The sequence below is a fragment of the Pseudoduganella sp. S-14 genome (genome assembly GCF_049913285.1).
Classification (GTDB): Bacteria; Pseudomonadota; Gammaproteobacteria; order Burkholderiales; family Burkholderiaceae_D; genus Rugamonas.
In genome coordinates, this window is the sequence record NZ_CP183991.1 from 5559199 (window position 1) to 5571274 (window position 12076).

A 12076-nucleotide genomic window follows, 5' to 3' on the forward strand; every position below is an offset into this window, starting at 1 on the left:
CTTTTAACTCTAGAGCTCGCGGGGCCGGTTTTCAAGGGACAATTGGCGATTTACGGTAAACTTGCGGGTATGCAGAAAAAAGTATTCATCAAAACCTTCGGCTGCCAGATGAACGAGTACGACTCGGACAAGATGGCAGACCTGCTCGGCGCGTCCGAGGGACTGGTACGCACCGAATCCCCGGAAGACGCCGACGTTATCCTCCTCAACACCTGCTCCGTGCGCGAAAAGGCGCAGGAAAAGGTGTTTTCGGACCTGGGCACCTTCAAGAAGCTCAAGCAAGCCAAGCCTGAACTGGTGATTGGCGTGGGCGGTTGCGTCGCCTCGCAGGAGGGCGAAGCCATCGTCAAGCGCGCGCCGCTGGTGGACGTGGTGTTTGGCCCGCAAACCCTGCACCGCCTGCCGAAGATGATCGAACTGCGCCGCCACACCGGCAAGCCGCAGATCGACATCAGCTTCCCCGAGATCGAAAAGTTCGACCACCTGCCGCCGGCGCGCGTGGAAGGCGCTTTCGCCTACGTCTCGATCATGGAAGGCTGCTCCAAGTACTGTTCCTACTGTGTGGTGCCCTACACCCGCGGCGAGGAAGTGTCGCGCCGCTTCGAAGACGTGCTGACCGAAGTAGCCGGCCTGGCCGCCCAGGGCGTGAAGGAAGTCATGCTGCTCGGCCAGAACGTGAATGCCTTCCGCGGCCAGACAGCCGACGGCAGCGTCGCCGATTTCGCCATGCTGATCGAATACGTGGCCGAGATTCCCGGTATTGAACGCATCCGCTTCGTCACCAGTCATCCGAAGGAGTTCACGCAGCGCCTGATCGACTGCTACGCAAAGATCCCGAAACTGGCCGACCAGCTTTACCTGCCGGCCCAGCATGGCTCGGACAAGATCCTGGGCGCCATGAAGCGCGGCTACACTGCGCTGGAATACAAATCCATCATCCGCAAGGTGCGCGCGGTGCGCCCGAACGTGGTGATCTCTTCGGACTTCATCGTCGGCTTCCCCGGCGAGACCGACGACGATTTCGACGCCATGGTCAAGCTGGTGCAGGACGTCGACTTCGACAACAGCTTCAGTTTCATCTTTAGCAAGCGGCCCGGCACGCCGGCCGCCAACCTGGCCGACGACACCCCGGCCGACGTCAAATCGGCCCGCCTGCAGCGCCTGCAAGTCCTGTTCGACGAGAACACCAAGCGCCACAGCGCCGCCATGGTCGGCATGACCATGCAGGTGCTGGTGGAAGGCCAGTCCAAGCGCGGCGGCAATGAAATGCAAGGCCGCGCCAGCAATACCCGCACCGTGCACTTCGACGGCGGCGCCAATGCGCAGGCACTGATTGGCCAGATGGTCAGCGTGCGCATCACCGAAAGCCTGGATTACTCCCTGCGCGGAGAAGCGATACTTTGAAAACAAAAACCCCGGTGCAACCGCACTACTTCGTTCCAGAACCACTGGACAACACGCGCCTGGCCCATTTGTGCGGCCCGCTCGATGAAAACCTGCGCCAGATTTCAGCGGCGCTGGACGTGACCATTTTCCGCCGCGGCGAAAAATTCATTGTCAGCGGCACCAATGCCGAACGCGCAGTCGCCATCCTCGAGCGCTTCTATGAAGTCGCCGACAAGGTTGTGCCGGTGGAGGAAGTCCAGCTCGCGCTGGTCGAGCAGCGCGCCAGCGCGGCGCCGGACGATTTCGGCCCGCCGGGCGAGGAGCCGCCGTTTCACGAACCGGACATCACCAGCCCGGTGCTGAAAACGCGCCGCAACGACCTGCGCGGCCGCACGCCGCACCAGATCCGCTACCTGCGCAATATCCTCGACCACGACATCAGCTTCGGCATCGGCCCGGCCGGTACCGGCAAGACCTATCTGGCAGTGGCTTGTGCGGTCGACGCCCTGGAGCGCGACGCGGTCAAGCGCATCATCCTGACCCGCCCTGCAGTGGAAGCGGGCGAGCGCCTGGGCTTCCTTCCGGGCGACCTGGCGCAGAAAGTCGACCCGTATTTGCGCCCGCTGTACGACGCGCTGTACGACCTGCTCGGTTTCGACCGAACACAGAAGATGTTCGAGAAACAGGTGATCGAGATCGCCCCGCTTGCCTATATGCGCGGCCGCACGCTGAACCACGCCTTCGTCATCCTGGACGAGGCGCAGAACACCACTGTCGAACAGATGAAGATGTTCCTGACCCGTATCGGCTTTGGCAGCAAGGCCGTGGTGACGGGCGACGTGACCCAGATCGACCTGCAAAAGCACCAGAAATCCGGCTTGGTCGATGCCATGCACGTGCTGCGCAATGTGCGCGGCATCGCCTTCAGCCAGTTCTCCAGCGCCGACGTGGTACGCCATCCGTTGGTGGCGCGCATTGTCGATGCCTATGAAAATGCGCAGGAAGCCAGCGCCGAAATGGCGCCCCTGCTGCAAACCGTGAAACCTGCTGTGAAAGCTGTGCGCAATGTCCGAAAAAAATAAGCTGGCCCTGTCCGTCCAATACGCCGACCCGCGCCTGCAGGAAGCAATCACCCGCCCGATGATCCGCAAATGGGTCAAGGCGGCCCTGTTCGCGCCGGCCGAACTGACCATCCGTTTCGTCGATGCGGAAGAAGGCCAGGAGCTGAACCGCGACTACCGCGGCAAGGACTACGCCACCAATGTGCTGACCTTCGCCTACAACGAGGGCGAGGAAATGGACGAGGACGAGCCGACGCGCGCCGACATCATCCTGTGCACCGACGTACTGCAGCGCGAAGCGGCCGAGCAGAAGAAAACCGTGGAAGAGCACACCGCCCACCTGATCGTGCACGGCGTATTGCATGCCCAGGGCTACGACCACGAGGACGACGACGAAGCGGCCGAGATGGAAGGCATCGAAACTGAAATCGTCACCGGCCTCGGTTACGCCGACCCGTACTAGAGTTCCAGCGTCAGCATCGTCACGCCGAAGGCGCAGAACACGCAAGCGCTCAGGCGCGACAGGGTGCGCGCTGCGCTCGGCCGGCTGAGCCACGCGCGCGCCTTCGCCGCCAGCCCCGCATAGATCGCGTGGATCACAACCAGCACCATGCAATAGGTGGCAATGGCCAGGGCCAGCGGTACCTGCTGTCGCGCGGCTCCCGCGGCGCCGGCCACTTGCGGCAGGACAGACAGGAAGAACAGCAGCGACTTCGGGTTGCTCGTCTGGAGCAAAGCACCGCGCAGCAGGCGCTTGCGACAGCCGCCGGCGTCTTGCGCCTGGCCCGCTGCGGCGCCTTGTCCGATGGGTGCGGGCACGCGGCCCCAGGCCTTGTAGGCGAGGTAGAAGAGGTAGCTGACGCCGCAATACTTCAGCAGCAGGAACGAGGCTGGCGAGGAACGAATCAGCAGCCCAATGCCGGCCGAAGACAAGCCGGCCATGAGCGCGGCGCCGATGGCCAGTCCCAGCACTCCATGCATGGCCGAGCGCCAGCCGGTCGCAATGGCATTATCCAGCGTCATCAACACCCCCGGCCCCGGGCTCGACACGGTGAAGACCACCATGAGCAGAAACATCCAATAAGTATTGTTCATGCGCGCAGTGTGCCGCTTGCCCGACCGGCATTCAAACGAGATCTTGGTATGATGTGTTGAGTATTCCTCAACACTATCTTGCCGAGCAATCGATGACCGTCCGTCCGCCTCTCCATGCACTCCATCTTTTCTGCATCGTCGTGCGGGAAGGCGGTTTCCGCCAGGCGGCACAAGCCCTGCACCTGACGCCGGGCGCCGTCAGCCGCCAGGTTCAGGCGCTCGAAGACCACCTCAGGCAAATACTGTTCGAGCGCACGGCCGGCAATGCGGCCGCGCTAACCGCCGCCGGCCGGCAGTTGCATGAACAGGCCGCCGGCAAGATGGCGGACATCGTCGGCATGCTCGAACCCGGCGGCAACCCGGGAAACCAGGCCTCGATCCTGGTCGACACCAGCGTGACGCTGGCCATGCATTGGCTGATTCCGCAACTGACGGGCTTCCGCCAGCGATATCCGCACATCCACATTGATGTGCGCACCGCGGACGGCGACATCAATCCTTCCGCGCCGGTCGATGTTTTCCTGCGGCGCGAGGTGGCGGAATTGCGCGGCATGCCCTCACAGCTGTTCATGCGCGAGCACTGCGTATTGGTGTCGAGCCCATCCTTCGCTGCAGGCCTGTGCTCGCGTGAGCCGGACGACATGTACTGGCTGGCCACGGCGCCGCGCATCGGCATGCGCTCGCGGCCCGACCTGTGGCCATTATGGAGCCAGGCGCATGGCATCGATGCCAGGACGCTGGCACCGGCCATTGAATTTGACAACACCGTGCTGGCTATCCAGGCTGCTGTGCAAGGCCTCGGCGTGCTGGTGGTGCCGGAGGCCTTTGTCGCGGCAATGCTCGAGCACGCGACACTTCAGCGCATCCTGCCGGCCGCTATCGAAAGCGGCACGTATTCGTTTGCCGTGGGCCGCCAGCGCGCGTCGCCTCGCGTGGACCTGTTCACGCAGTGGCTGAAGGAACGCGGGAACGCCGTCTAATCGTTACGCTGGCGGAACAGCCAAGCCCCCGCCACCACGGTAAACAGCACCACAATGCCGGCGATGATCCAGAAGCCGGCCTTGTCGTCGGCCAGCGGCACGCCGCCGACATTCATCCCCAGCAAGCCGGCAATGATATTGATCGGCAGCGCCAGCACGGTCACGATGGTCAACACATAGAGGCTGCGGTTATTGGCTTCGTTGACCAGGGCCGCAATCTCTTCCTGCAGCAGCTTGATGCGCTCCTGCAGCGCCGCCATGTCGTTCAGCACCACCGCAAATTCCTCGGTCGATTCGCGAAGTTCCTGCCGATCCGCCTCGCTGGCCCACGAAGGCGGCCGTTGCAGCAGGCGGAACAAGGCCGCCGGCTCTGGCGCCAGCAGCCGTTGCAGCCGCACCAGCACCCGCCGCAGGGCGCCCAGGTCAGCGCGCTTGAATTTCAGCTTGCCCGACAGGAGGCTGTCCTCGATCCGATCCACCTTGCCGGTAGCGTCGCGCACGATGCGGGTCAGCACGTCCGCCTGGTCGCGCAACAGGTGGGTCAGCAGCACAACGCTGGAGATCAGGTTCTCGCCGCCGCGCACGGCCTGCCGCAGCCTTTCGACTGCCTGCAATGGCTTGCGCCGGGCGCTGACCACCAGCCGCCGGTCGACACTCAGGCAGACGCTGGAAATGTCCGATGGCTCGAAACTGAAGTCGCGCAGCACGTCGTTGACCACCGCCACCAGGGTATCGTCGGCCTGCTCGATGCGGGTCGAGCGCGCGCCCTCTTCATGCAGGCTGTCGTAATATTCATTGGCCAGCACGGCATGTTCGCGCATCCATTTTTCGCTGGCGGTGTTAGCAAGGTTGAAATGCAGCCAGATGAACTCCCCTGCCGGGGTGCCTGCGTCGCGCAGCCATTGTTCGGCCTCGGATGCCTCGATCGGCACCGGCTGCGGACCGCGCCCGAACAGGTAAGCGCATACGAGGCCGCATTGGTCGGAGCCATAGGTGACTGCACTGATCTGCATGAGTTTCCAATCTGATAATTTCGGCCGGGACTCGGCCGTTTAGTGTATGCTATAGCACTTCGGAACAACGGCTTTAATGCCAATTATGCAAGAGCACTCTAGTAGCGTCAGGAATGACGCTAAACCACACCGGTCGCTGTTCGAGCGACTCACCGCCCTGATTTCCCCTGAGCCCGAGAGCCGCTCGGAGCTGCTTGAAGTCCTGCACGACGCCCATGAACGCAACTTGATCGACGCCGACGCGTTGTCGATGATCGAAGGCGTGTTCCAGGTGTCGGACCTGTCGGCGCGTGACATCATGATCCCGCGCTCGCAGATGGACGTCATCGACATTACCAAACCGATCGAGGAATGGCTCCCGCTGGTGCTGGAAACGGCCCACTCGCGCTTCCCTGCCATCGAAGGTGAACGCGACAAGGTGGTCGGCATCCTGCTGGCCAAGGACCTGCTGCGCTATTACGCGGAAGAATCGTTCGACGTGCGCGACATGCTGCGCCCTGCGATCTTCATCCCGGAATCGAAACGTCTGAACGTGCTGCTGCGCGACTTCCGCGCCAACCATAACCACATGGCCATCGTGGTCGATGAGTACTCCGGCGTGGCCGGTCTGATCACCATCGAGGACGTGCTGGAGCAGATCGTCGGCGATATCGAAGACGAATACGATTTCGACGAAGAAGAAGACAATATCCTCTCCATCAAGGAAGGCAAAATCGGCCCGCGCTGGCGCATCAAGGCGTTGACCGAGCTGGAACAGTTCAATGAAGAGCTGGATGCCGACCTGGCCGACGAGGATGTCGACACCATCGGCGGCCTGGTGGCCAAGCACCTGGGCCGCATGCCGCACAAGGGCGATACCTTCGACATCGCCAACCTGCGCTTTGAAGTGCTGCGCGCCGATGCGCGCCAAGTCCATGTGCTGACGGTTGAAAAACTGCCGGCCTCCGTGGACGAGCAGGACTGATGCGCTGGCGTAAAAGCAAGGCAGGCGAACCGCCTGCCGCGCCCCGCTCTACCCGTAGCCGCATGCTGATCGCCGCCACCTCCGGCGCGGCGGGCGTGTTCGCGTTCGCGCCGTTCGGCTGGTGGCCGCTACAGATCCTTTCGCTGGCAATGCTGGCCTACCAGGCCTTGCGTGCGGATGGCGTGCGTGCCTCCGCCCTGGTCGGCTGGGCCTTCGGCTTTGGGTGGTGCCTGGCGGGATTCCATTGGTTGTACATCGCGATCCACAATTTCGGCGGCATGCCGGCGCCGCTGGCCGCCATTTCGATCGCCCTGCTGGCGGCGGCGATGGCGCTGTATGCCTCGGGCGCCCTGGCTGCAACCGCCTGGCTGCGCAAGCGCTGGCCCTTGCCGCTGCCTGCTGCCACACTGCTGGTGCTACCGTCTTGCTGGGCCTTGTTCGAATTCCTGCGCGGATGGTTGTTCACCGGTTTCCCTTGGGTGACTGCAGGCTACGCACACAATACTTCTCCGCTGGCCGGCTATGCACCGGTGCTAGGCGTGTACGGTATCAGCTGGCTGGCCGCCATGACTGCCGGCGCCCTGCCGCTGCTGATGCATCCGTTCCGCTACAAAGCGATTGCGCTGGTGGCGGCGATCTGGATCGGCGGCTTTGCGCTGGGCCGGGTCGAATGGACGACGCCTTCCGGCAATCCCCTGTCGGTGCGCCTGGTTCAGGGCAATGTCCCGCTGGAGAATAAATTCGACATCAAGCATCTCGGCGACATCCTGCGCATGTACCAGCAAGTGGTAACTGCGGCTCCCGCCGACCTGATCGCAATTCCGGAAACGGGCGTGCCACTGTTTGCCTCGCAACTGCCGCCTGGCTACCTGGATTCCTACGGCCAGTTCGCTCGCCGTACCGGCAGCCATATCGTGCTGGGCATGCCGATGACCAATGGCGTGGAATATTCGAACAGCGTGCTTGGCCTGCCGCCTTCGCTCTCCAGCAGCACTTATCGCTACGATAAGCACCACCTGGTGCCGTTCGGTGAATTCATCCCGACTGGCTTCCGCTGGTTCACCAACCTGATGCAGATCCCGCTCGGTGACCAGACACGCGGCGCTGTGATCCAGGCCCCGTTCCCGGTGAAGGACCAGAAAGTGCTGCCGAATATCTGCTACGAAAACGTGTTCGGTGAAGAGATCGCGGAACAGATTTCGCTGACCGGTGCCACGGTGATGCTGAACGTGTCGGAATTGGCCTGGTATGGCGAATCGATCGCCATTTCGCAGCACTTGCAGATGTCGCAGATGCGTGCGCTGGAAACCGGCCGGCCGATGCTGAGCGCCACCAATAGCGGCGCCACGGTCGTGATCTCCCCACGCGGCGAAGTGGTGCACGCGTTGCCTTATCGGCAGCCGGGCGTATTGAGCGCAACGGTACAAGGCATGTCGGGCGACACGCCTTACATCAAGCTGCAGAACAAGCTGTTCCTAGCATTCGCCGGCCTGGCCATCGCGGGCGCCTGGCTCTGGTCGCGAGCTGGCAGGCGCTAACGAACTTGCTGCACGTGCTCATCTAACGGACCAAAACGCATTAGCTCATGAACATCGAGAACCTTTGCCTTAGGCCAACCACAGCGATGCTACGCACCGGCAGGCGAAAGCGTTGATACAGGCGGCAGTAGCAAATAAACATGCGCCCCGCAAAATCGGCCTGGCTGGCGGTCTGGACTTCGATATGCCACAAGCATCTGGAGCCGTCCGGTTCAGTAATACGCATCAGCTTGGCCAGATAGCGCTCAGGGGCGGGGAATCGAAGTCGGCGCTTGTACTGTCCATGCTGCTTGGAGGCCGCTGCAGCCTTGAGGTTCACGCGGCGCCGCCAAGGTTTGATTTGGAGCAAAGGACCGGCCAGCCGGGCAAAACTCTACAGGTTCGCCGCAAAAACCGCTAAAATGAGCCGTTTTAGCGAACCGATAACGCTCGCGCCCAGGGCGCCACCAACGACCACGATGCTGACATTTCAACAAATTATCCTGACCCTGCAAACCTACTGGGACAAGCAGGGCTGCGCATTGCTCCAGCCGTACGACATGGAAGTCGGCGCGGGCACCTTCCACACCGGCACTTTCCTGCGCGCCATCGGCCCTGAGCCTTGGCGTGCCGCCTACGTCCAGCCATCGCGCCGCCCGAAAGATGGCCGCTACGGCGAAAACCCGAACCGCCTGCAACACTACTACCAGTACCAGGTGGTGCTGAAGCCGGCTCCGGAAAACATCCTGGACCTGTACCTGGGTTCCCTGTCCGCCCTGTGCCTGGACCTGAAACAGAACGACGTGCGTTTCGTGGAAGACGACTGGGAAAGCCCGACCCTGGGCGCCTGGGGCCTGGGCTGGGAAGTCTGGCTGAACGGCATGGAAGTGACCCAGTTCACCTACTTCCAGCAAGTAGGCGGCCTCGATTGCAAGCCGGTGCTGGGCGAGATCACCTATGGCGTTGAGCGCCTGGCGATGTACCTGCAGGGCGTGGAAAACGTCTATGACCTGGTATGGACCGAGTGGGAAGAAAACGGGGAAAAGAAACAGCTGAAGTACGGCGACGTCTTCCACCAGAACGAAGTCGAACAATCGACCTACAACTTCGAGCACGCCAACACCGACCTGCTGTTCGCCCAATTCGCGAACCATGAGTCCGAAGCCAAGCGCCTGATCGAGCTGCAACTGACCCTGCCGGCCTACGAGCAGATCATGAAAGCCTCGCACAGCTTCAACATGCTGGACGCCCGCGGCGCCATCTCCGTGACCGAGCGCGCCGCCTACATCGGCCGCGTGCGCAACCTGTCGCGCATGGTGGCCCAGGCCTACTACGAGTCCCGCGAACGCCTCGGCTTCCCGATGGTCGCCAAATAAAAGAATACCGAACATGAATCAGACCCTGCTCATCGAACTTCTGACCGAAGAACTGCCGCCGAAAGCCCTGCCCAAGCTGGGCGCCGCTTTCGCTGCGGGCATCGTCAACGGCCTGAAATCGCGCGACTTCCTGGAAGAGGACAGCGTCGCCACCACCTACGCCACCCCGCGCCGCCTGGCCGTATCGATCACCAGGGTGCGCGCCACCTCGCCGGACAAGCAGGTACGCGAAAAAATCCTGCCAGTGGCCATCGCACTCGACGCCGACGGCAACCCGACCGCGCCCCTGACCAAGAAACTGGCTGCCATGGGCCTGGCCGACATCGCCGTCGCCGACATGGAACGCGCCCAGGACGGCAAGGCCGAAAGCTTCTTCTACACCAAGCTGGCAGCCGGCTCCGCGCTGCAAGCAGGCGCGCAAGCCGCGCTGGAAGAAACCATCGCCAAGCTGCCGATTCCTAAGGTGATGAGCTACCAGCGTCCAGACGGCGAGACCGTGCAGTTCGTGCGCCCGGCCCACGCGCTGATCGCCCTGCATGGTGCCACCGTGCTGCCACTGACCCTGCTGGGCCTGACCGCCGCCAACAAGACCGAAGGCCACCGTTTCCTGACCGCACCGGGCCAGCGTGAAGTGACCATCGCCGACGCCGAGTCCTACGCCGCCACCCTGGCCGACGCCGGCAAGGTCGTCGCAGGCTTCGACGCGCGCAAGGATGCCATCCGCGCTGCCCTCCTGCAAAAAGCTGGCGCCGACCAGGTGCTGATGCCGGAAGCGCTGCTGGAAGAAGTGTCGTCCCTGGTCGAATGGCCGGTCGTCTACGAATGCCACTTCGAGGAAGAATTCCTGGCCGTGCCGCAGGAATGCCTGATCCTCACCATGCAGACCAATCAGAAATACTTCGCCCTGACCGATGCCAACGGCAAGCTGCGTTCGCGCTTCCTGATCGTGTCGAACATTGCAACCGACACGCCGGCCGCCATCATTGGCGGCAACGAGCGTGTCGTGCGCCCGCGCCTGTCCGACGCCAAGTTCTTCTTCGAGCAGGACAAGAAGAAGTCGCTGGAATCGCGCCTGCCGCTGCTGAAGAACGTCGTGTACCACAACAAGCTGGGCACCCAGGCCGAGCGCTCCGAGCGCGTCACCTCGCTGGCCGCCGCCATCGCCGGCCGCCTGGGCGGCGACAAGGCGCTGGCCGAACGCGCCGCACGCCTGTCCAAGGCCGACCTGCTGACCGACATGGTGGGCGAATTCCCTGAGCTGCAAGGCATCATGGGTACCTACTATGCCCGCCACGACGGCGAACATGAAGAAGTCGCGCTGGCTGCTTCCGAGCACTACCAGCCGCGCTTTGCCGGCGACAGCCTGCCATCGACCGCCACCGGCACCGCCGTAGCGCTGGCCGACAAGGTCGAAACCCTGGTCGGCATCTGGGCCATCGGCCTGCAGCCGACCGGCGACAAGGACCCATTCGCGCTGCGCCGCCACGCCCTGGGCGTGCTGCGCATGCTGGTGGAAAAGCGCCTGCCGCTGTCCGTCTCGGCGCTGCTGGGCGACGCGGTCGCGCAGTTCGTGGCCGTGCCGAATTTCAAGGACCCGACAGCTGAAGTCACCGCCTTCATGATGGACCGGCTGCGCGGCATGCTGCGCGAGCGCGGCTTCAGCGTGAACGAGATCGAAGCAGTCGTGGCGCAGAACCCTGACCGCCTGGACGACATCGTGCAGCGCCTGGAGGCCGTGCAAGCCTTTGCCGCCCTGCCGGAGTCGGTCTCGCTGGCCGGCGCCAACAAGCGCATCACCAACATCCTGAAGAAGAACGAGGAAGCCCTGGCACAGGCCACCACCGTCAAGGCAGAACTGCTGCAGGACGCAGCCGAGAAAGCCCTGCACGCTGCCATGGGCCGCGTGGCGCCGGAAGTGGACGCCGCCTGGGCCAAGGGCGACTTCAGCGCCACGCTCAAAACATTGGCGCAACTGAAGGAAGAAGTCGACGCCTTCTTCAACGACGTGATGGTGATGGCAGAGGATATCGCGCTGCGCAACAACCGCCTGGCGCTGCTGTCCTCCCTGCACGGCATGATGAACCGCGTGGCCGACATTTCCAAGCTGGCAGCCTGATATGCCGCAGACCCAGCCGACCAAGCTGATCATCCTGGACCGGGATGGCGTGATCAACCACGATTCGCCCGACTTCATCAAGTCGCCGGACGAGTGGATCCCCATCCCGGGCTCGCTGGAAGCCATCGCCCGCCTGAACCAGGCGGGTTATCGCGTGGTGATCGCGTCGAACCAGTCGGGCATCGCCCGCCAGTACTTCGACATCAACACCCTGAACGCGATCCACCAGAAGATGCACCGCCTGGCGCAGCAGGTGGGCGCCGATATCGACGCCATTTTCTTCTGCCCGCACGCGGCAGCCGACAACTGCGACTGCCGCAAGCCAAAACCTGGCATGTTCACGGAAATCTCGAAACGCTTCGAGATCAGCCTGAAAGGCGTGCCGACCGTGGGCGACTCGCTGCGCGACCTGCAGGCCGGCTTCATCAGCGGCTGCGTGCCGTTCCTGGTATTGACGGGCAAGGGCGAGAAGACTCATGCTACGGGTGGCCTGCCGCCCGGCACGCAAGTCTTCCCCGACCTGGCGGCCACTGTAGACCATATCCTTAAGTCCGATTAATTGGAGACT

General features: G+C 63.0%; 12 protein-coding genes. 9 read left to right on the forward strand and 3 right to left on the reverse strand.

Annotation, left to right across the window (positions count from 1 at the left end; genetic code table 11):
• Window positions 1-69: 69 nt before the first annotated feature.
• The 3 genes from miaB to ybeY are packed head-to-tail and all read left to right on the forward strand — an operon-like array spanning window position 70 to window position 2910.
• The gene (miaB, locus tag ACN9MZ_RS25635; protein ID WP_426339649.1) at window positions 70-1404 is read left to right on the forward strand and encodes a tRNA (N6-isopentenyl adenosine(37)-C2)-methylthiotransferase MiaB; all 1335 of its coding nucleotides are present in this window, start codon (window positions 70-72) and stop codon (window positions 1402-1404) included.
• A complete protein-coding gene (locus ACN9MZ_RS25640) occupies window positions 1401-2468 on the forward strand; it encodes a PhoH family protein (protein ID WP_426339650.1) in 1068 nt (355 codons plus the stop codon). Before miaB ends, ACN9MZ_RS25640 begins: the two co-directional genes overlap by 4 nt.
• Entirely contained in the window at window positions 2452-2910 is a 459-nt protein-coding gene (ybeY, locus tag ACN9MZ_RS25645) for an rRNA maturation RNase YbeY (protein ID WP_426339651.1), read from the forward strand. The genes ACN9MZ_RS25640 and ybeY overlap by 17 nt, the downstream gene beginning before the upstream one ends.
• Here the strand turns inward: ybeY and ACN9MZ_RS25650 are convergent.
• Window positions 2907-3542 (reverse strand): LysE family translocator, encoded by a 636-nt coding sequence (locus tag ACN9MZ_RS25650; RefSeq protein ID WP_426339652.1) that lies wholly within the window; start codon window positions 3540-3542, stop codon window positions 2907-2909. The genes ybeY and ACN9MZ_RS25650 overlap by 4 nt on opposite strands.
• Before the next feature lie 56 nt (window positions 3543-3598).
• Here ACN9MZ_RS25650 and ACN9MZ_RS25655 point away from each other — a divergent pair, with 56 nt between their 5' ends.
• Window positions 3599-4522, forward strand: coding sequence for a LysR family transcriptional regulator (locus tag ACN9MZ_RS25655; protein WP_426339653.1), 924 nt, complete (start codon window positions 3599-3601; stop codon window positions 4520-4522).
• Here the strand turns inward: ACN9MZ_RS25655 and ACN9MZ_RS25660 are convergent.
• Window positions 4519-5535, reverse strand: coding sequence for a transporter (locus ACN9MZ_RS25660; RefSeq protein ID WP_426339654.1), 1017 nt, complete (start codon window positions 5533-5535; stop codon window positions 4519-4521). The genes ACN9MZ_RS25655 and ACN9MZ_RS25660 overlap by 4 nt on opposite strands.
• Window positions 5536-5620: 85 nt before the next feature.
• Here ACN9MZ_RS25660 and ACN9MZ_RS25665 point away from each other — a divergent pair, with 85 nt between their 5' ends.
• Together ACN9MZ_RS25665 and lnt are read left to right on the forward strand one after the other, a co-directional pair.
• The gene (locus ACN9MZ_RS25665) at window positions 5621-6499 is read left to right on the forward strand and encodes an HlyC/CorC family transporter (protein ID WP_426172317.1); all 879 of its coding nucleotides are present in this window, start codon (window positions 5621-5623) and stop codon (window positions 6497-6499) included.
• Window positions 6499-8037, forward strand: coding sequence for an apolipoprotein N-acyltransferase (lnt, locus tag ACN9MZ_RS25670; RefSeq protein WP_426339655.1), 1539 nt, complete (start codon window positions 6499-6501; stop codon window positions 8035-8037). The genes ACN9MZ_RS25665 and lnt overlap by 1 nt, the downstream gene beginning before the upstream one ends.
• Before the next feature lie 40 nt (window positions 8038-8077).
• Here the strand turns inward: lnt and ACN9MZ_RS25675 are convergent, their stop codons facing one another.
• Complete coding sequence (locus ACN9MZ_RS25675; protein WP_426339656.1) at window positions 8078-8356, reverse strand: hypothetical protein; 279 nt, start codon at window positions 8354-8356, stop codon at window positions 8078-8080.
• 139 nt (window positions 8357-8495) lie between these two features.
• On the opposite strand from ACN9MZ_RS25675, the gene glyQ reads away from it, so the two are divergent.
• Genes glyQ through gmhB form a run of 3 tightly spaced genes read left to right on the forward strand, consistent with a single transcriptional unit; the run spans window position 8496 to window position 12067 of the window.
• Complete coding sequence (gene glyQ, locus ACN9MZ_RS25680; RefSeq protein ID WP_426339657.1) at window positions 8496-9392, forward strand: glycine--tRNA ligase subunit alpha; 897 nt, start codon at window positions 8496-8498, stop codon at window positions 9390-9392.
• Window positions 9393-9405: 13 nt separating this feature from the next.
• A complete protein-coding gene (glyS, locus tag ACN9MZ_RS25685) occupies window positions 9406-11508 on the forward strand; it encodes a glycine--tRNA ligase subunit beta (RefSeq protein ID WP_426339658.1) in 2103 nt (700 codons plus the stop codon).
• A gap of 1 nt (window position 11509) precedes the next feature.
• Entirely contained in the window at window positions 11510-12067 is a 558-nt protein-coding gene (gene gmhB / locus ACN9MZ_RS25690) for a D-glycero-beta-D-manno-heptose 1,7-bisphosphate 7-phosphatase (protein WP_426164759.1), read from the forward strand.
• Window positions 12068-12076: the final 9 nt, after the last annotated feature.

What these genes read in the sequence shown, in the direction of transcription:
- miaB (WP_426339649.1), top strand. Translation starts at nt 70, where the DNA reads ATGCAGAAAAAAGTATTCATCAAAACCTTCGGCTGCCAGATGAACGAG.
- ybeY (WP_426339651.1), top strand. Translation starts at nt 2,452, where the DNA reads ATGTCCGAAAAAAATAAGCTGGCCCTGTCCGTCCAATACGCCGACCCG.
- ACN9MZ_RS25650 (WP_426339652.1), bottom strand. Translation starts at nt 3,542, where the DNA reads ATGAACAATACTTATTGGATGTTTCTGCTCATGGTGGTCTTCACCGTG.
- ACN9MZ_RS25660 (WP_426339654.1), bottom strand. Translation starts at nt 5,535, where the DNA reads ATGCAGATCAGTGCAGTCACCTATGGCTCCGACCAATGCGGCCTCGTA.
- ACN9MZ_RS25665 (WP_426172317.1), top strand. Translation starts at nt 5,621, where the DNA reads ATGCAAGAGCACTCTAGTAGCGTCAGGAATGACGCTAAACCACACCGG.
- lnt (WP_426339655.1), top strand. Translation starts at nt 6,499, where the DNA reads ATGCGCTGGCGTAAAAGCAAGGCAGGCGAACCGCCTGCCGCGCCCCGC.
- glyQ (WP_426339657.1), top strand. Translation starts at nt 8,496, where the DNA reads ATGCTGACATTTCAACAAATTATCCTGACCCTGCAAACCTACTGGGAC.
- glyS (WP_426339658.1), top strand. Translation starts at nt 9,406, where the DNA reads ATGAATCAGACCCTGCTCATCGAACTTCTGACCGAAGAACTGCCGCCG.
- gmhB (WP_426164759.1), top strand. Translation starts at nt 11,510, where the DNA reads ATGCCGCAGACCCAGCCGACCAAGCTGATCATCCTGGACCGGGATGGC.